General features: G+C 53.5%; 11 protein-coding genes. 5 read left to right on the top strand and 6 right to left on the bottom strand.

Annotated features, from left to right (window positions below):
- Nucleotides 1-26 precede the first annotated feature (26 nt).
- Complete coding sequence (locus HNQ59_RS12830) at nt 27-1193, bottom strand: pyroglutamyl-peptidase I family protein (RefSeq protein WP_184040033.1); 1167 nt, start codon at nt 1191-1193, stop codon at nt 27-29.
- Between the two features lie 273 nt (nt 1194-1466).
- Between HNQ59_RS12830 and tcdA the strand changes: the two genes are divergently transcribed.
- A complete protein-coding gene (gene tcdA, locus HNQ59_RS12825) occupies nt 1467-2246 on the top strand; it encodes a tRNA cyclic N6-threonylcarbamoyladenosine(37) synthase TcdA (RefSeq protein ID WP_184040031.1) in 780 nt (259 codons plus the stop codon).
- Nucleotides 2247-2269: 23 nt separating this feature from the next.
- Here tcdA and HNQ59_RS12820 read toward each other — a convergent pair whose 3' ends face one another.
- Nucleotides 2270-2782 carry a GNAT family N-acetyltransferase gene (locus HNQ59_RS12820; protein WP_184040028.1) on the bottom strand — a complete coding sequence of 171 codons (513 nt, stop codon included), beginning with the start codon at nt 2780-2782 and terminating at the stop codon, nt 2270-2272.
- Nucleotides 2783-3129: 347 nt separating this feature from the next.
- Here HNQ59_RS12820 and plsB point away from each other — a divergent pair, with 347 nt between their 5' ends.
- Nucleotides 3130-5652: a glycerol-3-phosphate 1-O-acyltransferase PlsB gene (gene plsB / locus HNQ59_RS12815; protein WP_184040025.1), complete on the top strand. Its 2523-nt coding sequence runs from the start codon at nt 3130-3132 to the stop codon at nt 5650-5652.
- A 68-nt stretch (nt 5653-5720) separates the two neighbouring features.
- Here the strand turns inward: plsB and HNQ59_RS19685 are convergent, their stop codons facing one another.
- Together HNQ59_RS19685 and HNQ59_RS12805 are read right to left on the bottom strand one after the other, a co-directional pair.
- Complete coding sequence (locus HNQ59_RS19685; RefSeq protein ID WP_246490989.1) at nt 5721-6257, bottom strand: hypothetical protein; 537 nt, start codon at nt 6255-6257, stop codon at nt 5721-5723.
- 120 nt (nt 6258-6377) lie between these two features.
- Nucleotides 6378-10493 (bottom strand): amino acid adenylation domain-containing protein, encoded by a 4116-nt coding sequence (locus HNQ59_RS12805; RefSeq protein ID WP_184040240.1) that lies wholly within the window; start codon nt 10491-10493, stop codon nt 6378-6380.
- 651 nt (nt 10494-11144) lie between these two features.
- Here HNQ59_RS12805 and HNQ59_RS12800 point away from each other — a divergent pair.
- The gene (locus HNQ59_RS12800) at nt 11145-11729 is read left to right on the top strand and encodes an HD domain-containing protein (protein WP_184040022.1); all 585 of its coding nucleotides are present in this window, start codon (nt 11145-11147) and stop codon (nt 11727-11729) included.
- On the opposite strand, the gene HNQ59_RS12795 is transcribed toward HNQ59_RS12800, so the two are convergent.
- Nucleotides 11718-13397: a flagellinolysin gene (locus HNQ59_RS12795; RefSeq protein WP_184040019.1), complete on the bottom strand. Its 1680-nt coding sequence runs from the start codon at nt 13395-13397 to the stop codon at nt 11718-11720. The two genes, HNQ59_RS12800 and HNQ59_RS12795, sit on opposite strands and share 12 nt — an antisense overlap.
- 251 nt (nt 13398-13648) lie before the next feature.
- Here HNQ59_RS12795 and HNQ59_RS12790 point away from each other — a divergent pair, with 251 nt between their 5' ends.
- Both HNQ59_RS12790 and HNQ59_RS12785 read left to right on the top strand, forming a co-directional pair.
- Nucleotides 13649-14761: a sterol desaturase family protein gene (locus HNQ59_RS12790; protein WP_343074274.1), complete on the top strand. Its 1113-nt coding sequence runs from the start codon at nt 13649-13651 to the stop codon at nt 14759-14761.
- 46 nt (nt 14762-14807) lie between these two features.
- Nucleotides 14808-15794, top strand: coding sequence for an AraC family transcriptional regulator (locus HNQ59_RS12785; protein ID WP_184040014.1), 987 nt, complete (start codon nt 14808-14810; stop codon nt 15792-15794).
- 343 nt (nt 15795-16137) lie between these two features.
- Here HNQ59_RS12785 and HNQ59_RS12780 read toward each other — a convergent pair whose 3' ends face one another.
- A complete protein-coding gene (locus HNQ59_RS12780; RefSeq protein ID WP_184040011.1) occupies nt 16138-23910 on the bottom strand; it encodes a hypothetical protein in 7773 nt (2590 codons plus the stop codon).
- Nucleotides 23911-24192: the final 282 nt, after the last annotated feature.

The following is a 24192-nucleotide window of genomic DNA, read 5'->3' as shown; positions in this document are numbered from 1 at the left end:
CTCGGCGGGTGCCATTCAAAGGGATGTCATAGTGTTTCAAGCGCGGCTTTCAGCATGCGCTCGATCTGGTCGGCAATTTTGCCCTCTGTTTCTGGATCATGGCGTTGAATGGCAGGGGTGTGGATGTGCCCAACCGGGATGCGTACACCAACATCGTCGCGCAGGCGGACACTTCGGTAGGAGATTTCGTTGGATAGATAGCCGCCTCCCGAGCCTTCAACCGATACCTCGCCTTTCAGTTCCGCCAGCCGTTGTGGCGCAAAGGTCTGTTTCAATGTGGTGACTTGGCGGTTGTCATTCACGGCAAAAGGTTGATTTACCTTCTGCATGGCGGCAACAGGCAGGCTGAATTCGACAAATTCCTTACCGCTCAGGGTGCCACCATCCAGCATCGGGGGGGTCGGGTTGGTGGTGGTGCCGCCGGCCTTGACATTCATGTTGTCTGGCACGTCTGCACTGCGGCGCAGGCCAGGGAAGCGCTCTAGATCGAACTGGGCACGGCCCATGCTGATGGTGACCACCATATCGACTTCTTTGCGCCGATAGTAATCACGTAGCAGGTTTTCGACGAATCCGGCATCGAAATCCGCAAAGCGCACTGGCGCAAGCACCGCTTCGATACGGGCAACCTTGTTGCCAACGCGGATGATTTTGCCATCCAGCCGCAATGCGGCCACGCCGGAAGGATTGCTCTGATCGATGTTGCGATCGAGCAGGAACGGATCGAAACCTGTGATCAGGATGTGCTTCATGTCCTCATCAAAGAACCAGATGTCCTCGATGCCGCGACTGGTGCGTTCGACAATTTCAAGGATCTTCTGACGGCCTGCCGGGGTGATGGCGTATCTGGGCGTGGTGCTGCGAGCAGCTTGTGTCATGCCCAGCCGGGCCCAATAGAGTGGACGATCATCCAGCTTGTTGAGCAGTCGGATGTCGTCGCGTGCCGCCTGCCATAACCCGAAGGCATAGTCGGTGGCGACGGTTTCCGCATCGGCTTGTGACGCGGCCTGGCTAAAGGCTTGGGTGAATTGTTTGACCAACCCGTCGTGCCGAGAGACGCTCTCAGGTATGGCAGCCCGCGCTTTGGGCAGGCGCTGTTCCTCGATAGTCGGCGCTGCAAGGGTATGCAGGCTGAGGCCAAGCAGGGTGGTGGCAGCGGTGAAGCGAACAGCGATGGACAAGGGGTGACGCATGTTGAAACGCTCCTAACGGTGATCAAGACGAAGGAAGACAAACCCGACCTGGCATAGCCCGTGATCAGGGTGGCGGGCCGCGCAGCACGATGGTTTGCCCCGTATAATGGCGTGATCGGCCCGGTGGCTCAAGACAGGTCTCTCGGTTTTTGTCGTCTGGTGCATCACGGTTGCCAGCTCTAGGGATGGGCCAGACTGTGTGGCAAGGTATCCGTGTCGTGTTTGCTTGGTAGGCAGCACCGCGCGGCATAAGGTTTATCTGGTGGAAGCAATATGACGGACATGGATGTATCACGCCGCTTTGGTGGTATTGCAAGATTGTATGGCGAAGCTGCGCTGACGCGCTTTCTCGGTGCGCATGTTGCAGTGGTGGGGATTGGCGGGGTCGGTTCCTGGGTGGCTGAGGCGTTGGCGCGGTCAGCCATTGGGACGCTGACCTTGATCGACCTGGATCACGTGGCGGAATCCAACATCAACCGGCAGCTGCATGCGCTGGATGCCACTTTGGGCCAAGCCAAGGTGACGGCCATGGCTGAACGTATCCAGTCTTTCAATCCATCAGCAGTGGTGCATGAGATTGACGAATTCGTCGAGTTGGACAACGTGGCTCAGCTGTTCACATCACGATTCGATTTTGTGGTCGATGCCATCGATAATGTCAAAGTCAAAGCGGCCATGATCGCCCATTGCCGTCGTCACAAGATCAAAATGATCACTTGTGGTGGTGCAGGGGGGCAATTGGACCCGACGCAGATCGGCATCGTCGATCTTGCCAAGACCACCCAAGATCCATTGTTGGCAAAGACACGTTCACTGCTGCGGCGTGAATACGGCTTCAGCAAGGACGTGAAGAAAAAATTCGACGTGCCTGCGGTGTTTTCAACCGAACCGCTGCAATACCCCACAGCTGCAAGCTGCGATATCGATGACCCGCTGCCCGGCCCGGCTGGGCTCAATTGTGCGGGCTTCGGCTCGTCAGCCTGTGTGACGGGAGCCTTTGGTCTGGCGGCAGCCAGTTATGTGCTACGCAAATTGGCACAAGCAGCCGGTTGATGTGGCATTGCATGAGTTGACCATCAACCCAATGATTTGACCATGACATAGTCATCCATCACGAAGCCGTTGCCGATGTCGAAGACCGCCTCCTCGCGAACGGAAAAGCCTCGGTGGCGATAGACAGCAATCGAGCTGTGATTGGATTTGTTGACGGTCAGCATCAGAACACGGCACCCCTGAGTTCTCGCTGCGCGCTCGACTTCTGCCAACATCTGGCCGCCCAGGCCCTGTCCATGCAGGGCCGGGAGCAGGTAGAGTTGTTCCAGCTTCATTTCCGCTGGTGTGCGGGTCAGCGCATAGCTGAAGTAACCAACAGCTTTGTCGCCCACGCGCAGCAACTTAAGCCAGCGATCTGGCGCATCCACATAGGCTTGCAGATTTTCTGGTGTGTAACGACCGGTGAGCATGTAGTCGATCTGCTGCTGGCTGATGATCTTGCTGTAATGCGCGTGCCAGATCTGATGGCCCAATTCAGCGATGATATGGAAATCAGCAGGGGTGACTGCGTCAAACGACAGTGTGGTAGTGCTCACGGGATACTCCTTGGTCAAATGTGGATTCGCACGGGTGATGAAACCGTATTGTCAAAACCTGGCAAGCAGCATACCGACGAATCGAGCTTTTGGGTGGGCAGTTGTACTGGCAATGTACAAGGTAGGGGCGGATGGGTAGGTGCGGGGGTATTATGGTTTAGAGTGGGGCCGGGCAGATCTGCCCGATCGAAAACCGCGCCGATACAGGATGTTGCCAGAACGAACATACACCGGGTCGCATCATGAAGCAGACTTCAGTTTATAAATCAATACCAAAGCATGGATTCAAGACGTTTTCGCGCTACAATGCGCGCCCTGTTGACGACAATTAGGTATTTGGTAGTCTGATGCTCAAATTTCTAGGCCTAGAGGCGGCGTTCAGCCTGTTATCACGTAAATTGCTGTACCTGTGGGTGCGTACACAGGTATTGCCACAGGATTTGACATCGCTCAAGCTCGATCCGAACAAACCGGTCTGCTATGTGCTGCAGACCAGGCAATTGTCCAACCTGATGGTGCTGGAAACAGAAACCATCCGGACAGGCTTGCCTCGGGCCATGGGGCGCTTTCAGAGCCTGGATGTCCGTGAAGATCGCTCGTTTTTCTTCTTGACGCGAGGTGAAACGCCTGGCCTGCGCCGCCAAAACCGTTTTGCCTACTCACCGCGCCTGAAGCGGTTGGTACAAGCGGTGATGGCCGACCCGAAATTTGATGTACAGCTGGTGCCGGTGACGATTCTATGGGGCCGCCAGCCGCAGAAAGAAGATTCCCTGCTGAAGATCCTGTTCACCGACAGCTGGGCGACACCGAGCGCCATCAAACAACTATTCCGTGTGCTGATCCATGGGCGGGGCACCTTGGTTCGGTTCGAAGAGCCGATGAGCCTGCGGGAGGTGGTGGATGAAGGGCAGAACGAAGAGCTGACGCTGCGCAAGATCGCGCGCATTTTGCGGGTGCATTTCCGCCGCCAGCGCGAGATGGCAATCGGCCCCGATCTGTCGCACCGCCGCACCCAGGTGAATGCATTGTTGGAAACGGACGCAGTCCAGCGGGCAATTGAACTGGAAGCACGAGAGAAGAATGTCCTGCCACACAAGCTGGAGGACACCGCCCGTCGCTACGCAATGGAAATTGCAGCCGACTATTCCTACCCCACAGTGCGGGCGTATGAGAAATTCCTGACCTGGTTGTGGACTCGCCTGTACGATGGGGTCAAGGTCTACCGCATGAATGAGCTGGTGGACTTGGCTGCCGAAGGCCCGGAAATCATCTATGTGCCCACGCACCGAAGCCATATCGACTATTTGTTGATGTCTTATGTCATCTTCAAACAAGGAATGATGGTGCCGCACATTGCGGCGGGTGCCAACTTGAATCTACCCGTGGTGGGGGGGATTTTGCGGCGGGGGGGGGCGTTCTTCCTGCGTCGCACCTTCAAGGGCAATCATCTCTATGCGGCGGTGTTCAACGAATACCTGCACATGATGATTCAGAAAGGCTACCCGATCGAGTATTTCATCGAAGGGGGGCGCAGCCGTACCGGGCGCTTGCTGAGTCCGAAAGGGGGGATGCTGGCCATGACGCTGGCGAGCTTCCTACGAGACCATAGCCGCCCGATCGTGTTCGTGCCCATCTATTTCGGTTACGAAAAAGTGATGGAGGGTGGCACGTATGTTGCCGAGTTGTCAGGCAAACCCAAAGAGAAAGAATCGATTTGGGGGTTGATCAAGACCATTCGCGATATCGAAAAAGTGTTCGGTGAGGTGCACGTCAACTTCGGTCAGCCCATTCCCTTGGCTGATCTATTGGATGAGCAGCACCCTGGCTGGCGCGATGAGCCGGCCATCGAGGATACCAAGGTACCTTGGGTCAGCAAGTCAGTGGATGTGTTGGCCAACCGGATTGTGACCCAGATCAACAGCGCAGCGGTGGTCAACCCGATCAACCTGCTGGCTTTTGCGTTGTTGTCCACGCCTAAACAAGTGGCAGATGAGGATCTGCTGGTGGCCTATCTGGACACCCTGCGCAAGATGCTGGCGGATGCGCCCTACAGTGATCGGATCGAGCTGACTGCGCTGGATGGTCGAGCCCTGATTGAATATGGCATGAAGATGAAGGTGCTGGAGCGCTTGTCGCATCCATTGGGCAATCTGATTCAGCTAGAGGGTGCGCAGGCTTTGCAGATGACGTATTTCCGCAACAATGTGCAACACTTGTTCACCTTGCAAGGCATGATCGCATGCTTCCTGACCAATGAGAACGCCTTGGAGCGGGGCCGCATTGTTGAGTTGATCCGGAATCTCTACCCCTTCTTGCAGGCCGAGTTGTTCCTGCATTGGTCGATCGAGGCGCTGGACGAGGTAGTGAATCGTCAGATCGATGCCATGATCGGGAGCGGCCTGCTGGCCATGCGTAGCGACCAGACAACGATCAAGGCGCCGAATCGTAACAGTGCGGAGTACATGCAACTGGAGATCCTGGCTCGATCCGTCCGACAAGCCATGGAGCGCTACTATATCGCTGTGGCGCTGCTTACCCGCCAGGGCTCTGGCAAGATCACGGCGGCGCATCTGGAGGAGCTATGCTCGATGTTCGCGCAGCGGCTGGCGATTCTGCATGAGCATCCGGCACCTGAGTTCTTCGACAAAGGTGTATTCCGTAGCTTCATCCAGACCTTGAAACGCATCGGAGTGCTGGGTGAAAACGAACAGCGGCAACTGGTGTTTGACCGGCAACTGCAGGCGTCGGCCAATGAAGCACATCTGGTGCTGCCGCACGATGTCAGGCAGACGGTGCAGCAATTGACGCGGCTGGACGCGGACGAGATCCGCAAGGCGGTGGTGGAGATTGCTGCCAAATCGAAAAAGTGACCTGAATTGACATATGGAAAAGGGCTGCATGATGCAGCCCTTTTCATTGGATGGCCGCTGAGGGCCGATCAAGCGCTGGCAGCTACGTGATAAGCCGCTTTGATTGCCTCCGTCCTTTGCTGGGCCCATTCCAGATGCTGATGCGGTATCACGATGTGGTGGCCGCATTCACTGCAGCGGAAATGGTGATCGGGCGCTAACCCTTTCAGCCTTTTGCGCGTCTCGTGCCCGCATTCGCCGCAGGCCACGACCAGCGTGGCGTTCATGTGCTTATCAAAATCGAGATCATAAGCTGCTTGCTTCATCGGAACTTCCTTTCGAGGGTCTATCAGACAATCACCGGCCTGTGTGGATTGTGCTACGCCCACCAGCACGCCAAACTTGTCCATTGCCGCGATCAACGGGATGTTGTCGGTGGGGCAGGGGTGCTGTAGCCCGGTATTTATCAGTCTATGTGGCATAAAAGGAATGTTAAGAAAAAATTTCCTAAAGATGTCAACGGCTTGATAGAAATCGATGCCAGCAGAGGTAGGAAATGATCGGTATGGTCGGTCGAAATGGAAGCATTTGCAGCTCGATACGCTGGTGGAAGCGTGCTGCACCATGTTGGTGCCAAGCTGCTGAGATATAACCACCGGCGCGGTGAGTGCTACCGGTGGCCAAATGTCCCTTTTTGTCCAAGGGAGAACGGAGCCCTGTCTAGTGCTGGGCCTGTTGTTACTTGATCAATAGGATGGGTGTTTGCACAGCAGGCTCTGGCGGCCTTTGATTTCGGGGTCATACACCTGTTCACTCCAGTTTTCTGGTGTGACCGGTTCCAATGCGATGGAAATGACGCCCGCTTCGCAGCCAAACGCCGTCTGCACGGCTTTGGTCAGGGCATCGACCAGCTGTGCGCGTTGGCTGTTGCCCAGCTCGACAGGGAAATGCTTGATATTGATATGCGGCATGATACGGTCTCCTGCTTGGTTGCCAATTTGAATGGCAGTGTTATGGGGTGTTGGGTTCAGGCGGCGATGGATGGCATCGACCAGCTCATCGAGATCCGGGGTCTTGAGCATGCTGTAATGATCTGCTTCCAGCTCGATGACGGTGGGTGCTTGGGTTGAATAGCCACCGTTGTTTTCAATGAATGAATAGTCGTCGCCTTGCGCCTTGAACAGCGTGATGGGCGTGTTCAACTGACGCGCCAACAGCTCGTTGAAGCTGTATTTGAATTCAAATGTCTGTCGCACGATCTGACTGATCCGTTGCACCAAGTCGGGCTCCAAATGCCGATAGCGGGCGCAGATGAAGGATGTGAAGCTGGCTTCGTCCTGGGTGACCCGCAGGCATTCATCCAGTGCGGGGCTGGTGATGCTGTGGGCAAACACGGAGAACAGAATGGTGACGAACGCCTTGTTGGTGTAACTTGGCTCCTGACCGTGTTGTGCGGCATCTTGCGCACGCAATTCCGGTGAGCCGGGCGCCAGCAGGAACAAGTGCTCGACACGCTCACCAGCCTGCTCCAGCTGATACGCCACCTCAAACGCAACCCGTGCACCAAATGAATAGCCCCACAAGGTATATGGGCCAGTTGGCTGGATCTGTTTGATGGCTTTGATGTCCTGTAACGCCATCTCGCGGATGGTGGCATAGGGCGTTTCACCAGCGTTGATACCGTGTGCCTGAACCCCATAGAACGGTCGATCCACCGCAGTGCGATTGGCCAGGGTTCGCAGATTCATCGGATAGCCGCCCAGACCCGGCCAGCAGAAGATGGCGGGTTTGTTACCAGCTGTGGCCAGGGGAACCATGCGTGACACAGGCTGGCTGTCCAATCGGTCGATCCTTTCCGCCAGCTTTTCAATGGTGGAGGCTTCAAACAGGATCTGCAGTGGTAGGGTGGCCTGGAATGTTTTATTGATCTTGTTGATCAGTGATACCGCAATCAGCGAATTGCCACCGGACTCGAAAAAGTCATCCTGAACAGACACGGCGTCCCATTTCATCGCCTGTTTCCAGATGTCCGCGATTTTGATCTCGGTGCCTGTGCGCGGCGCGACCATGGGGCGCTCGGTCAGATCAAGTTGTGTCTGGCTGGCGGATTCCAGTGCCTTCTGGTCGATTTTACCGTTGGCGGTCTGTGGTAATTGATCCATGACCACGATGCGATTGGGCATCATGTAGTCAGGCAACAGATTCAATAGATCCTCCCGAATCAGCTCGGCAGGGCCTTTCATGTGAATAGTGTCTTCCTTCATGCCCTCGCTGGCGATCTGCTCATCGCTGACACGTCCGCCCAGGCAGAAGTAGCATGAGCCATATGGTTCGCCACTATTGGTCAGGATGGCCGCCAGCCGTTTGGCAGCAGGCAGATCATTGCCAGTTTTCGAGCTATAGCCGGAGGACATGAAGCCAAGCTGTTGGTCGTTCATTTGCAGATGTTGCAGCTTGCGGCCCAGCGCAATGTACTGACGCCATGTCTGTTGATCATGGCTGGTCATGGCAATGCCGAAGCTGGCGTTCTCGTACACCTGTTGGTTGATCGCGATGACATGCTTTTTCTGGATCAACTCATCAGATATTCGCGTCAGCTGCCCGGATTGATAGCGATACATCCCCCCCGCCAGATCTGCGATCTTGCCGGGATGCACCTGCACATAGATCCCCAGCGACTCATCGGCCACTGGCGCTGAATCGGGCCGGATGGCGAATGAACCCAGGTAATAGTCCTCTTCGGCGCAAGCCAGTGAGGCTTTGATCTCGGGCTGGAAGACGCCGTTGTCGATTGCTAACCCGTAAGCAGGCAACACCAGATCAAACAAGCCCAGCATGTGGCCGGTTTCGAATTCCAGCACCTCTTGGATGTTGTTCTTGTAGACCGGCTCGATCGCCCTCTTTTTGCCGATGAAATGAACACGGGCTGTCGCAGCCGGGGCGTCGGGCAATGCTTGGATCAGCACCAGCTGGTGATGGATCGGGTGATAGTAGTAATAGCCGGACTGCAGACCTCCGATATGGCTCAACTCCAGATACATCTGTGTAGCGTAGAGTGCGCCAGGTGAGGCATAACCATACTTTGGCAGCAGGCGTTCGGTGCTGAGATATTGGCCGAAATACCGCAGGATCTCACCAAATGCCGCCCAGCTGAGCGTATCCAGGCTACGTGGTTGCGTGCTTGGCATCGGCGTATCCAGTAGCCGTAGGACATCAGCACGTTGCACTGGCCCACCCTCGTAAAATCGATACGTCTTCCGCGCGAAGACGCGCCGCCGCTGGGTCTCGGTGGGCTCATAGCCCGCCAGGCTGACCACTGGTCTGCCAGCCAGCTCGGCCTCGTCACGGCAGCCCAGGTTTGCCAATTGGGCCCGTACCTGCAGCCGGCTTTCTTTGGATTGATGATGGGCGCCATGGTTGCCCTGATCCATCAACGCGGCTTCCCTTGCATTCAATTCAATGCAGGCAATCAAATGTTGAAAGCTGGTGCGTGGGTCTTGCTTGATCAGCACGGCTGCATTCTTCACCCAGTCATGGGCCTCGATGGCCAGGCGGATTTCGTCCAGCTCGACACGGAAACCACGTAATTTGACTTGCCGATCCACTCGGCCCAAAAAGTGAACCGTCCCGTCCTCGTTTCTGGTGACCAGATCGCCGGTGCGATACAGCTTGGCGCCAGTCTTGGTGTCGAACGGGTTGTCCACGAATCGCTCTGTGGTCAGCTCGGGGCGATGCAGATAGCCCCGCGCCAATTGGATGCCACCAATGTACAGCTCTCCCGGCTCACCCTCTGCGACGGGTTGTTGTGCTTCGTCCAAGATGTAATATTGAGTGTCCTTGACGGGAGTGCCGATTGAAATGGCATGCGGGCCATCGGCAAGTTGCTCACGCCGCACTGTGAATGCTGAGGCATTGATTGTGCACTCGGTCGGGCCATACAAGTTGACCAAAGCGCAATTGGGCAGGGTGTCCAGACACTGTCTGGCCAATTGCCTGGACAAGATCTCCCCCCCGCTGAAGATCTGGGTCAGCGATGTGCAATCGTGGATGCCGTCTGTCTCCAGCAAGGCTTGCAAGAGTGTCGGCACGCACTGCAATGTGGTGACCTGATGGCGCAGGATCGTTCTGACCAGGGCTTCCGGGTCACGGTAGATACCTGGGTTGCCCATGACCACTCGGCAGCCTACGGCAGGGGCCAGGATCTCCCATTGTGCGGCATCGAAACTCATCGGCGTCTTTTGAAGCACCGCACGATTACCCCCCAATTGGTACGTCGCCTGCAGCCATCGCATCTGGCTGGCGATGCTATGGTGCTCGATCATCACGCCCTTAGGTTTGCCTGTGCTGCCTGAGGTGTAAATGACATAGGCCAGATCATGTTTGCCCGCCAGATGGGGCTGGCTTTGCTGCTGACGATGGCTGGTGAATGCCTGCACATCGGCCATGGTGGCAATCTGGATATGGGATGGCGCCAGCTCGGCCAGCTTTGCTTTCAGGTGTTGCTGGGTGAAGATGACCTGGATCTTGGCATCATCGATCATGTATCGCAGCCGCTCTTCGGGGTACTCCGGCGACAAGGGCAGATAGGCCCCCCCTGCAAACAGCACGCCCCAGATACTTACCAGCAAATCGACCGATGGGTCCACAAAGATGCCGACACACCCGTCAGCCTTGATGCCCAGATGCCGTAAATAGGATGAGACCTGCTCACTGGTTTCGACCAGCTCCCGATAACCTATTTCCTGATCATCATGCACGACGGCTACCCGCTCTGGGTAAGCCAGTGCTTGTGCGCGGAGCAGATCAGGTAGGGTTTGATCGTGCGCGAGACTCAACGTGGTGGTATTCAGTTTTCCATCCATTTTTCGACATCCTGCTAGGTGTTGCTGATCTGCAATCAAGTAACGCCATGTGGTCATTCCATCTCGAATATCCATGGCGTTTTCCATAACCAGCGGCCCAGTTGCTGTTGACGAGGTTTCGGCTCGGGCGAGGAAACCGGGTCGGCAACACCAGGCCAATTCAATGCGATATATCTCTTTCTGCATCACTTTCATTCAAGTTAATTGAATGGATATTCAAATTTGATCTAATTTTTTGAAGCGGCATGGTTGTTTCCATGGCACGCCAATACTGGCTCTGACTAGATTGCTGGTCGATGATCAGCACGATTTTATGTCTGCGCACACATTTTTGTGTATTCGATTAAGTACATTAATTTAAATGAAATTATTAATGACTATGTACTAAATCAAGTAAGAATGGTTCCAGAAGGTGGTTTTCTTGTCAATTGGCGATGTTTTTCAGGGCTCTGTGAAGATAAATTCGAATTCAAGAATAATGATTGATTTTTCTGGAGAACTTTTTTTTATATCAGAATTTTTGAACAAGCAATTTTCGCTGAACGGTCAAAAATACCGCTCCACCGGCTAATGCTGCTTTGATCCAGATGTTGGAATCCAGTAGGCTCTGGGAGGTCTGTCAAACCATTGCCTGGATGTCTGAAAGAGAAAATGCAGGAAATCGTTGATTTCATCCTGGAGCTGGACCAGCTCAAAGGGGTGACCCGAAAGAACAAGCCACTTGGCCTGACGCGCTATGAGAATTCAGCGGAACACAGCTGGCAGATAGCCATGCTGGCAATGGCGTTGCAGGCATATGCGCCAGTACCCGTGAAGATCGATCATGTGGTGGCCATGCTGCTGGTACACGATATTGGTGAGATCGATACGGGCGATACCATTGTCTATGCTGAGGGGGGCTGGGATGTGCGCAAGGCCGCCGAGCTGGTGGCGGTCAAGCGTATTTTCGGTCTACTGCCGGCGCCGACTGGCGCATATTTTCTGTCACTTTGGCAAGAATTCGAGGCGGGTGCTACAGCAGAGGCTCGTTTTGCCGGTGCAATCGATCGGGCCATGCCCGCGCTATTGAACTTGAACAATCAAGGCCAGAGTTGGCGTGAGAATGGTATCAGCTATGAGCGGGTGGTTAGTCGCTTGGCCGAGCAGATCGAGACGGGTTGTCCCGCATTGTGGCATTACCTGAAACATCGACTGGATCAAGCAAGAGATGAAGGCTGGTTTGCCTCAGCGCAATAACTGCAGGGCGAGCTTGGGTAGCTGATTGGCTTGTGTCACCATGGCCGTGCCCGATTGTTGCAGAATCTGTTGCCGTGCCAGGGCTGCAGTTTCGGATGCATAGTCAGCATCGCGGATTCGGGAGCGAGAGGATGAGGTGTTTTCGACGTTGAAGGACAGATTCTGCGATGAAAAAGCCAGCCTGGATAATTGAGCACCGATCTGGGCACGTTGCTTGTTCAGGTAGTCCAATGCTTCATCAATATGAGCAAGTGCATGTGTGGGGAGCTTGACCAGGTCAATGTCATCTACGCCCAATGCTTGGGCATTTACTGCCGTGAATGATGCGGTCAGTGTTTGTTGTGGATTGGAGCCAAGCTGTAATTGATAGTACTTGGCACCTGTTCCACCTGCCACTGTCGGATACACCAGACGAAAACCATCGGTCATCTTGTCTGCATAGGTTGAACCTTGATCGGACAACACGTCCTTGGCGCTACGGACAGCGCCGCTGTCAGCATCGAAACCGCCAATACCACCTGTATCCGTATTGGTGAGATTCATCCGGGTATTGATGTAGTTGACACCATTGGCCCCGAAGTCAGTGAGGAATGCTGCCGTGCTCGCATAGGTGCCACCGGTGACGGCATTGAGCGCGGTATCGAGATTGGAGCCAGTGCTGGCCAATTTTTGCATGAGGCCTTTAATCCCGCCTTCGACACCCAGCCCCTTCAGTTTGTCATGCAGGTAACGCGTAGCGGCATAAGCCGATGAGTAGTCACGGCTGGTGCCAGTCCAGGCGTTGGAGATGTTGGTGACGATGGTCGAAACCGATCCGCCTGCGGCCTGGATATCGCCAGCCAGCCGTTCATCTGCACCGTGAATCAGCTCGGCGGCACCTTCCAGAAACCAGGTAGGCATGGCGGCCATATTGACGGCCCGGCCCATCACGGCATGCACCATTTCGTGGGCGATGACGCGGTCGTTATAGAAAGGGGCTGTGCCGCCATCTGGCAGATTGGGCGGCACAAAGTCCGCCATGTCCACATTCAGCGATTGATTGAATACTTTACCGCCTGCCCCGACTGAGCCAGACACCGAGGCCAAGGTATTACCGGCACCATCGCTGGTGTCAAAATTGATGGTCAAGGTCGCGCCATCGGCAACGATACCGAAATACTTCTTGATTAATGCTTCTGATTCTTCGATCCATCCCAGCTTCAGCCCATCCGAGACGGCACGACGGGTGGCGTTGCCACCGATGCTGTCGGTGCTCTGAGAAAAGACCTGATCGCCATTGAATTCAGTCTGCACACCGATCTTGGTGATGCCATTCAGTAGCTGTATCGACTCCTGCTGCAAGGCATAACGATCACTGGTGGACAACGAAGCATTATTGGCCTCAACCGCCAGCTCACGAATGCGTTGCAACATGTCGATGGTGCTGGTCATGGCGCCTTCCGCCACCTGCAGGATGCCCACGCCATCATTCACATTGCGTATGGCTTGCACATTGCCTCGAACCTGCGCGGTCATCCGCTCAGAAATCTGCAAGCCAGCGGCATCATCCTTGGCGGTGTTGATGCGCAAGCCACTGGATAGGCGCTGTAACACAGTGCCTGTGCCATTTGTGGTTTGTGTGAGCACCCGTTGTGAAAACAAGGAGCCGAGGTTGGTCTGAATCTGCATCGCAGTGTCTGACTATATTGGTGATCGGAGGCTTCGGTTGATCTGTATATCGGCTGGAAATACGGTTTCTTTAGGCGCCATCGTAAAATCTGTTACATGGAAGCGAAGGGGAAGCCGGCGGTTCTGCCCTGGCTCGGCGTGGCTTGCCAGCAAAACCTGTTAGCCAGCCATGCATCTAGATGTTCAATTGAATGCGCATTTGGCATAGTGTCGACATCAGAAAATACGGAGGATGGATCGTGTTGGATAACATGAAGAAGCTGTCGGAGTCGCATGGACACATGCCGCGTGGTAAGGGCGTGGTATCTGGGGTCATTGCGCTGATACTGGGCGTGCTATGTCTTCTTGGCGTCTTGGCCTTCCACTTCCCGGCCTATCTCACTACACCAGCGCTACGCAAGTCTTATGATGTTGCCACCATCCGCCAGATCATGTTTGTCGCCATGGTGGTGGCAGGTGGTATTTCGCTGACCAATATCGTATTGGGGCGGGTCAGGTGGCTATCTGCCTGGGCCTTTGCATTGATCGCCCTGACAGCGTTGCTTGGCGGGCATAAGGTGCCTGTGAATGACTTTCCCGACCACACGCCCTACATCGGGCTCGATTGGTTCATTCTTGATCTGTTGGGCTCCAGCCTGATTTTCATTTTCATCGAGAAATTGTTCGCCTTGCGCAAAGACCAGCCTGTATTTCGAGCGGAATGGCAGACGGATTTTCAACATTTCCTTGTCAACCACATGGTGGTCGGGTTCATTTTACTGGCGACCAATCTGGTCGTGCACAAAGGCTTGGGTTGGGCGGTCAAAGACGGGGTGCAGGATTGGGTGAAGGATTTGCCCTTCGTCGTCGAGCTGTTCCTGATCATTCTGGTGGCGGATCTTGTCCAGTACTGGACACACCGTGCCTACCATGAGGTGCCATTGTTGTGGCGGTTGCATGCGGTACACCATAGTGTAAAGAGCATGGACTGGTTGGCCGGCTCCCGCCAGCATATTCTGGAGCTGTTGTTGACCCGCACGCTGGTGCTGGCGCCAATATTTGTACTGGGCTTTTCCAAGGAAGTGATCGATGCCTACATTGTCATCGTTGGTTTCCAGGCTGTATTCAACCATGCCAACGTCAGTGTGCGGCTCGGTCCGCTACGGTATGTGATCGTGACGCCCAATTTCCACCATTGGCATCATTCACAAGATCAGGAAGCACTGGATCGCAACTATGCAGCGCATTTTGCCTTTCTGGACTACCTGTTTGGCACGGCGGTGAAATCAGATCGGGAGTGGCCCACCGAATATGGCGTGTTGGGCGACTATGTGCCCGATGGCTTCTGGAAACAGCTCAAGTTCCCATTTACCTGGAAGGGATGAGCCCCGCCCTGCTGGCAACTTACAGCCTGATCATGGCAGAAACATCATGGCAACACAGAATACACCGATAAAACAATATCATCAGGGATACAGCCAACGCTTCAATCGTGTATTGGATCACATCGATCAACATCTGGATCAGTCGCTGGACCTGAGCCAGTTGGCTGCCATTGCCTACTTTTCACCCTATCACTTCCATCGGATGTTTGCGTCCTGCATGGGCGAGACACCCGGGGACTATATCCGCCGCCGCCGGTTGGCAGTCGCGGCATTTCTGCTATCCCATCATCCACAACGCTCCATTCTGGAAATCGCACTGATGGTGGGGTTTGGTTCGGGAGAGGCATTGGCCAGGGCATTCAAGAGCCTGTTTGGGCACACCCCGACCGCATGGCGACAAGGAGCTGATCAGCATTGGGCGGAGGAAGTGGTAGCGATTCGGCAACGTGCATGGTGGCAACGCAATTTCGATCAGGTCATTCGCAATCTGGATCAGACCAAGTTGCAGGGCATTGGCGAAGATGTGAGCTCCAATTCACAACCCAGAAAGACCACTATGCATGTCACCATCGAGCATATTCCTCAGCGCCGAGTAGCCTACATCCGCCAAATCGGCCCTTATGGCCCGGCCATCGGCGCACTCTGGCGCAACACCTTTGAGCCCTGGTTACAGCTGAATGGGCTGACCACCCAGACATGTTATGGATTAGGCCATGACGACCCGAGCATCACGCCACCGGAGAAGTGTCGTTACGATGCATGTGTCGAAGTGCCAGATGACTTTGTGGCGAATGGACAAGCCAGCATCATGATACTACCGGCGGGGCGCTATGCCGTGATGCGATTCAAAGGCACAGGGCGAGATATAGCCGATGCATGGCGGGCGCTGTTCAGCGAATGGCTACCCTCAAGCGGCATGCAGGTCCAATGTGACCTGGGCCCTTGCTTCGAGCGCTATGACCGACGGGTGGAGCGTGACGAGGCGACCGGTGAATTCGAATGCGACCTATGCATTCCCGTGCGACCAAACTGATTGGGCCCGAATTGCCACTCAGGCTGGTGATAGAGTGCCCGTCGAAACGGTAGGAAAAAGGGCACCTCGAAAAACCTGATCTCACTTGCCGTGTGCCGCATACACTTGCGGCAGATGGCAGAAGAAATACGGACTTTTCGAGATGCCCTCACTGGCAGGATGCACAGCAACTGCCTGTGCATCCGACATGGCCTACTATTGGTGAATGCAACCGGGGCGGCTTGTTACCTGAAAGCCCCACTCGACCCGCCGAGGCGGTACAGTGGGCTGCCCACCCCCTGCAGCGGTATAGACCACCTCAGGGGACAAGCCTTACCGTTCCAGGCAAACCAACCCAGACGGATTACACCAAGCTACCCGCCAACTGCGGCGTGTTCTGCTGGTGTATACCAAAACGCTTCGCCAATGTGGCACTGACATCCACCTGGGTATTGAAACCAGCCAATGCTTCAATCAGCAGATCTGCCGAGCGAGAGGTCAGATCTGTTGATATAACAGCGAGATCAGCCTTTGCCTTGACCTGATCGCTGAGGATGCGGCTCCTCTGCGCACCGGTGCTGTCATAGAGCTCAATGTCCAGATGCTGATACGTTGCATCCAGGAAATAGTCCTCAATGATGGCTTGACCGACATGGCCACTGGAAGTATTCCCGGCATCCCACTGTAGTACCAGATTATGGTCAAACCGGCTGAACTTCAGGTCTTGCTCCTCAGATGCTGAAGGCTGGGTTGACATGTAAATCTTCAGTGTATCGCTCTGTTTGTCTTGTGCGCGATTGTCAATGACAACATTGCTGATTTTCTGTAAGTCATACACGTCTGCGCCATTGCCCCCACTCAAGTAGACCTGATCATTCAGCTGACGGGTCGCCGTGAATTGCTCATTGCCAATATTTCCGAATACCGCTACGGCATTGTATTTGGAGAGATCGATGATACGATCACGCTTTTCATCCGACAGCGTGATGGTGCTTGCAAAATGCGGGCCATCCTCAGTGGGAGTGATTCGTACTTGATCGCCACCTTTGAACGTCATGTCAATATGAGCATTGCGATATATGCCTTGACTATCTTTGACAAAATAGTTATTGAGGTATACGGTCCCGCTGTTAAGCACATCAACATACAAAGCATCACTAAATTTCATGATACTCGCCGCTGTCAGGTCATGATTGATGATCAGATTGTCAACGGCGATATCAGTTGGATCTGCTGAGTCGTCTGCATTGTTAATGTTGGCCCAACCTTGCTTGTAGACATAAGTATCACTACCTGCCTTACCCGCAACTTCGTCAAACGCTTCCAACAACGATTCAGTATTGCTTTGAAGCGGGGTTTCAAGGACAAACACGTTGTCAGTTTGATCTCCCGAAAGGATATCCTCAGAAGTCGTACCCATTGTGCTGATTAGTTGATAACGCTCGCTGAGTGTTATTGCTTTCGGCAGGACAGTATCGCTCTTCTTGCTGGTTAGCATATCACTCGGATCGATGGCCAGATTGCTGCTGAGCGCGATGGTTTGCGGATCGCTTTGGATGCTTGGGCCAAACAATCGATCTTGATATCTGAAGTTTTGAAGCAATGCACCCAATTCCTTACTCAAGGCAAGTTCATAACCATCCGTGGTGTAGATGCGCAGGTCATCAAATATTGCCTTTGCACCATCCATTGGTTTGAAAATAAGCTTGTTTTCCTTTTTAGAGTACCAGGTTTGAGCAGTATTACCCAGGAATGAGCCAACATCGATCTGGTAATGCTTTTCCTGAGCGGTGCCTTGGTTGGCAGTTAAAGTCAAGACGAGTCGCTCGAATTGAACTGTTGATTCCTTATCGAATGAAGAGAATCCGGTAACCAAGGGGTTCAAGTCCATACTGACGGACAAAGCTAGGCTAGATGCGGCATGATCCAACCAGAATTTTGTCTGCGGTTGTGCCTGATTAGCTTGATAGGAAATGCTCTCCTGGTTCTGGAGCAAGGTGATATCCGTTCTGCGGGTAGGTGTGATTGTGCGACTAGCCAAGTCGACGGCCACGCCTGCCTTACCCCCTCTAAACCATGCGTTGGCCTCTGTGGGCATATGCATGGTATTGATTGAGAATGTCGAGAAAGTCTCTGCCTCAGTGCTGGCGATCGTGTTGGGCAGAACCGGTGTCAAGATGAAACCATCCGAGGTGTAGAAATTGAATGGTTTGGTTTGACGAACGCGGGTACCAGATTCATCGCGAACATACATGTCCTTGATCAAGACGCTACTGCCCGAATTCAGATGGATGACCAAGTCATTCTGAGCGATCTGCCAATCATCAATGCTGGTCAGCTGAGTGCCCAGAATAACTTCATTGGCATCAGCGTTGGTCTTGGCTGGTGTTTCAATGATGGTGACTTGGTCGCCAGCACGCAAGGTACCGATCTGATAGAGATCATTACCTCCCTTGCCTTCTAAAGTATCGCGACCTTTGCCGATCAATATGTTTCTGCCCTCGTTGCCAATCAGATGGTGCTGCGAGGTATACGTTGCAGCATCTCTGCTTTGCAATATATGCTCGAAATTGGCAAAGCGTCCCTGGTTGACCAGACTACCATCCTCTTTCTTGATACCAATAGTCTGTGCTGACATATCAATGTGATAGCCAACATAGCCGGTATCTTTGAGATCGGTGTTGAGTTGTAGGGTATCCGAGTCACCTGCACCTGCGTCTAGATTGTAGCGATACGTACCAACCTTGGCTGCACGGGCCGCCCGTGCCTGGGCAAAATAGGGATCAGGATTGCCATGCCGGTCGACATCGCCAACGATTCTGGAGTTGGCATCTAGGACGAAGGTATCGTCCAGCTCACCGCCGGTGAGCTCTTTGTTGCCGGCTTCCATCAGGAAAAGGTTGGTGCGTTTGCTGAACCCTTTGCCTTTGTCATCGCCATTCTCCAACTGGAAGGTGGCACCTTTTGCGGCCACATCAGAACCGCTGGTTTGTTCAACTACCTGCAGCCCTTCGCTGCGTGAGCTTTGGTTGCCAGTATCAGAGAAGTCAAAATTTTCGTTGCTGGCTTGGTAATAGGCTTCCCAGAATTCTTTTTTGGTTGCAATGAATCCAGTCGGCTCATATGTTCCAGTACGAAGGTGAGCATGATCATGATCAGTTTTATCTTTTTCACTTTCGAGCTGCCATACATTCTCACCCCGCTTGAATGTAGCAAATTTCTCTGCGTTGACAGTGGGCATGCTGTAGACGAAGGTGGAGTATACAGAGTTGCCATTCAGATAGTCTTTGGCAGACTTGGTCAACTGCTCCTGGAGTTTATCGCTCTCAGTCTTCTCATTCATCTGGTCAACCAATTCATGGCTGATTCCTTGACCAGTAAACGCACGCCAACCTTGTTCCAGCTTTTGCATGCCGGTCAATGGGACTTTTTCTTCAATAGCTTGTACCGCGCGTACTGCGCTGTAGATGCGATCAGTCAGAATCATTCCCACGGCGAACACTGCACCGATAATGGCAGCCGGCCCGCTGGCTACCATGGCTAACGCCGCAACGATGACCCCAACCCCCAGTGAAATCGATGAACTGGTGATGGAGTAGATGGCATCTTGTCTCTCCAGCCCTGTCTTCTTATCAAGACCCTTGAGTGGCTCGACAATACCGTAATAGATATCGAATGGTGCACTCGCCAATGCACCGATGACACCAGCTCCTCTGCCAAGTACTTTCCCTAAACCACGCACGACTGAGCCAGGAACGGTTTTGAGGGATGCTACGGCGGTTTTCAGCAATGCCGCACCACCTTTGCGCGCAATGGCTTCAGCCAGCTCGCCGCCAAAGATGTTGGCTACACCACCAGTGCTGACTTTGAAGCCCGCCGAATCGCCTTTGCTCAGAGCCTTCAGCGCTGACCAGATGCCATTGACCTTGCCATACTTATCCACCACTTTGAGTGTTACACCAGCAGCGAGGGCACCACGACCTGCTGTCTGAATGTTTTGTGAGATGGTTTTGATTCTGTCAGAAGCAGTCTTTGGTGTGTCGATTTGCGCCAATTGGGTAATGGCTTGTTTCATTACATCGACGGCCTCTCCCTGACCGGTGACCAGATCTTCGGGGGTGGTGCCGGGCTTGGCCAACTCTTTCAGCTTGCCCAGATATTGAGCTTGCTCGTAATCTGACGCGGTGGTGAAAGTATTGGCAAAGCGTGTAGCATCAAAGCGCAATTTGTCGGATTTGAAATTACTCAGGGCATCGACAGGTTGGCCATCTATATTTGCACCCAATTTGTACAGTTGCTCGCGGCTAATGCCAGATTCAAGCGGATTCGCCTCATCCAATGCCCGCAGCTGTCGGATATTGGCAGTGTCGACGATCGCCTGAAGCGAAGCTTTCTTTCGATCACTCAAACTGTTTTCAAAGCGTGCCTTCAAAGAGACTTTGCCTTGCTCGAATTTCAGCAGGTTGCCGACATCGCGCACTGCTTCTGGATCGTTGAGCCATGCGCCATCACGCTTGGTTTCGCTGGCAAAGGTCTGCACCTTCAACCAAAGCCTCATGTCCGCACCCAGGCTTGCGGGCGGGTTGGCCTTATCTGTGATCAGGGTATTGGCGTAGCTGGTAAAGCGCTCGACCAGCGTTCCGCGACCGCTTGTCACGTCTGAACCAGTGGTGCGCTGGCCATTTAGGTAGGAAGCGATGGTGGCCAGTGATGCAGGCTCGGGATTGTTGGTCAGCAGATTGAGCAGCTGGGCATCATTCAGCGGGGTGTTGGCCTTGTCGCCAAACAAGCTGAGGTACAGTGAGGCGTCATCTGCCCCGCCATTGTTCTGCAGGGTAAGTACATGTTTCAACAACAGCTCACTGTCAAATTTCAGATCTGACATCGTGTTGACTGCGTCGAAATCAGTCCGTTCGTTGACTCTGTTACCGTTGATCGTTGCGCCGGCTTTGAACAAGTCTGCGCGACCAATTGTCTGCCCTGCCCCAAAAATCTTACCTTGCGTGTTGTCCATTGCCACCAGCTTTTCGAGCGTGGTCTGATATGGCTTGGTCATCACATCGATTGCTAGGCTGGACTGTGGAGGATTGACCTCATAGACTGCAGCAAAACGGTCACTAACCTGATAGAGATCCCGCAGATTGTTCAGATGTGTTTGGATGGTATTACGCACCACATCCACGTCTGGCGTATTGAAGGTCAATTGCCCCAGATTGGGATCATAAAACGAATAGCGACGTTGATCGCCTTCTACCGTAACAGAAAGCGCCATGGCGTGGTTTGCGGTATTGAGCATCCATGTCTTGCTTTGATTGGCTGCAGCCAGACCAGACATCACCTCGGCCAAACTGAGTGAGCCTTTGGCGGAAAGATCCGTGTTACTGATTTGATTGTGGATATCCTCCACATTACTGCGGAAGATATTGGAAAAGGCCAAGTCATCAACGGAGGTTCGTGCGGGGTCTTCCATTGCTGACAAAATGAACAGATTGTCAAATAAGCCTTTTACCGCAGTATCGCCACCCTTCATCATGACCTGAGCCCATATTTGACTCAGTCCTTTGCATAGCCCGAGACGCGCATCGCCCTCGGCTTGCTTCAGGAACAATGACTGTGGCACGAATTTGGAAACGACGGATTCACTATTGGCCAATGCCGAAAATGTTTTGGCATGGGTATTTTGGAAGTCATTCCATAGTAGTAGATCACGCACGGTACGACCATCCGGCCCAAAATCAGAAATGGTATGTAAAACTGGAGGTCTACCCATGGCGCCATTGTTCATTTGATATACATCGTGTGCGTTCAGGCCGACCATGTGCTTGACTTTGATATAGGTCACTGGGCGACCTAGCTCCCCAGGTTTTTTACCAGGTTCGTGATAGAGTGAATAGCCGACAATCTGATACCGACCATCCCGTGGTAGGATAACCTCATCCTGTGGATTAGTGACCTCGGCGACGAGTTTTGGCAGCCGCCTGCCCTGATCAGAGTCGATGTCAAACACCACAAGGCTTGGTGGTGTTTCAAAAAACTGTAGCGTTTTCAAGGTGTTCATGCGGAATGAGGTGGACATGAATGCGGCGTCACCGATTACATCTCCCACCCCGATTCTTCCACTTGCCAATGCCTCTCGAATCCCTTCATCGCGTATAGCGCGGAAGAGGGGCCCACGGTACGCCGGCATCTTCTTTAGCGAACCCTCATACAAGGCGAGCCCAGTATCCAATTCTTCTTTGGTTTTAGTTGCTCTGATTCCACCGGTCCGGAGATATGGGCTGAGGTAATTGCTAAACCCTTTGGTATACTGTCGAACCGATGAGATTTGCTCCGCCGGTGTGGATTCAATCAATGCTTTACCATCGGTCACCAGCACCTCAAGACGAGCATTATTAAACGCTGCCTGATCCTTCCAGATCTGCTCTTTAGTCTTGTAGTCAGATACCTCTTTGAATTGTTCTGCGAACGCCTTACGGTTGCCTAGTTCTCTCGCAAGTGTTACAGACTTGCCATTAATGATCACAGTATCAATAGCACTACTGCGCAGTCTCTGTAATTGCCGCCCCTCGGCAATGGCAGCCGTCTGAGCTGCCTCGGGCGTAAGGGTGCTTTCCGACGCATGAGTACTCTCCATGGAAAAGTACTTGTATGCCATCGACCTTGCCAGATCGGCACCCAGCTCCAACTCCGCAGAGGAAAAGAAGTATTCGCGCCAGGCAGCACGAGTTGCTATTGTTTCGAGATTGAGCTTATTGCGCTTGACCGTTAGCGCGTCTGCCAAAGGCAAGCTGGCACCATAAGTGGCAATATCACCCGAACTACGTAAATCATTGCTTAGATTGGTTATTACATTGGATTCCCTGGTGGCATCATTTCCCAAACGCCTCATGACTGCCACAGCAGATTTTTTTTCCGGATCAGCCGCATGCTGGTCGATATAGCTATTGGCAGCAGCTACAATCGCCTTCACCGCCGTATCCAGCTCAGCAACTACTGCCAGACGATCAGGGGCATGATCACCAAGGCCAATTTTTCGATTCAACTCCGAATAGCGATCCAGTGCCTCAATTGCTTGCTTATAGGCAATACTGTGTTGCTTCAATACTAGTCCAGCGACTACGAAGTCTTTTTTAGGCAAGCGACCATTCATTGCCTCAATCAAATTAGCGCTTGTGCCGATGGGGGATGGGTCCAGGATAATGTTGCGGAAGTGTGATTTGATCGAATTTAAGTCAGAAAATGGGGTCGGTCTGGGGCGAAATGGCTCCGGCCTGGCTAGCTCGGCGGAGGGCGTAAAGAAAGCGGCTGGGTCCACATCAACACTTGGGACGGGTTGAACATCTTTCATGGCGAGCTCAGGCTTGTAGGTGTCGGAAATCAATTGAGCCCGTGACTCCTGTGGTGTGAACACCAGCTTGCCTGCCGCATTCTTCGAAACGCTTAAGGTCTTGACATGTGCAAGATCAGTTGGCTCCGCGCTGGATGATGTATATGGCGCTAAATGTACATTCGTTCCGACAACTGTCGACGGGATGGCAATCGCCCGTTCCGCCATCCGGTAATTGATCAAGGTCGCGGGTAGTCGATGGCTCAGGTCGTCTGCAGCAGAGCCTTGCGGCCCGGATAACAGGAATGGTTCGCCTTTTGACTGCATATGACTGAGCAGAGCTTGAACATCGGTGTCACCGAGCGATGTGTGAGCATCTGTTGATGCATCAAACTGATACCCGTATTTCTGAACTACATCAGCAGGTAGATAGACTCTCAACAGAACGCCACGTGAGTCTCCGAGTGCCCTTGCCCTCTCTGCGGGATCGCCCCCTCTTGCGGGATCGTCCACGCTCGGCAAACTATAACCATGTGCCACTTCTGCAGAGGGCGAGGTATAGAAAACATTATTCGGATCAGTCTCGCTTCGGGTTCCGGGGTCTCTGACGCCATCTTCGGCAATGGATTTGGCCGCTGCTATGTTTGTGCCATGGTATCCGACAAAGACGTAACCCTTTTCTTTCAGGGCTGCTTCTGCTCTTGCAAAATCAAAGCCTTCCGATAGGCCGGTTGATGGATCGAATGTCCAGGAAAAATCAAATCCATTTCGATTGACATTGACTTCTGTTTTACTGGGTGTGCTTGGCATATAAATTCCCTACTTGGCTATTTCTCAAAATCACGCTATGGCATTCATAGCGTCCTGTCATGATTTGCTGCTCAAATTGTGGTGGTTACCTCCAATTGATGAGTCCTCCATATTCATTGCGAATCCAGCTGACCTGCACCGGAGCACTCTACGAAGTGCTGCACGTGGTGCGTCGGCGCCCTGTTGTTACCCCTCATCGCTCGCGAATAGCCTCACTGAAGACCTCCTTGATCGGGGACAGCAGGTAGTCGATGACACGGCGGCTGTCGGTCTTGATCTCGG

This window comes from Chitinivorax tropicus (assembly GCF_014202905.1).
In the GTDB taxonomy this organism is placed as follows: domain Bacteria; phylum Pseudomonadota; class Gammaproteobacteria; order Burkholderiales; family SCOH01; genus Chitinivorax; species Chitinivorax tropicus.
This window is presented reverse-complemented; position numbering and strand designations above follow the sequence as displayed.

Coding starts and splice junctions, on each gene's coding strand:
- HNQ59_RS12830 (WP_184040033.1), bottom strand. CDS start 1,193: ATGCGTCACCCCTTGTCCATCGCTGTTCGCTTCACCGCTGCCACCACC.
- tcdA (WP_184040031.1), top strand. CDS start 1,467: ATGACGGACATGGATGTATCACGCCGCTTTGGTGGTATTGCAAGATTG.
- plsB (WP_184040025.1), top strand. CDS start 3,130: ATGCTCAAATTTCTAGGCCTAGAGGCGGCGTTCAGCCTGTTATCACGT.
- HNQ59_RS19685 (WP_246490989.1), bottom strand. CDS start 6,257: ATGGTGCAGCACGCTTCCACCAGCGTATCGAGCTGCAAATGCTTCCAT.
- HNQ59_RS12805 (WP_184040240.1), bottom strand. CDS start 10,493: ATGGATGGAAAACTGAATACCACCACGTTGAGTCTCGCGCACGATCAA.
- HNQ59_RS12800 (WP_184040022.1), top strand. CDS start 11,145: ATGCAGGAAATCGTTGATTTCATCCTGGAGCTGGACCAGCTCAAAGGG.
- HNQ59_RS12795 (WP_184040019.1), bottom strand. CDS start 13,397: ATGCAGATTCAGACCAACCTCGGCTCCTTGTTTTCACAACGGGTGCTC.
- HNQ59_RS12790 (WP_343074274.1), top strand. CDS start 13,649: ATGAAGAAGCTGTCGGAGTCGCATGGACACATGCCGCGTGGTAAGGGC.
- HNQ59_RS12785 (WP_184040014.1), top strand. CDS start 14,808: ATGGCAACACAGAATACACCGATAAAACAATATCATCAGGGATACAGC.
- HNQ59_RS12780 (WP_184040011.1), bottom strand. CDS start 23,910: ATGCCAAGCACACCCAGTAAAACAGAAGTCAATGTCAATCGAAATGGA.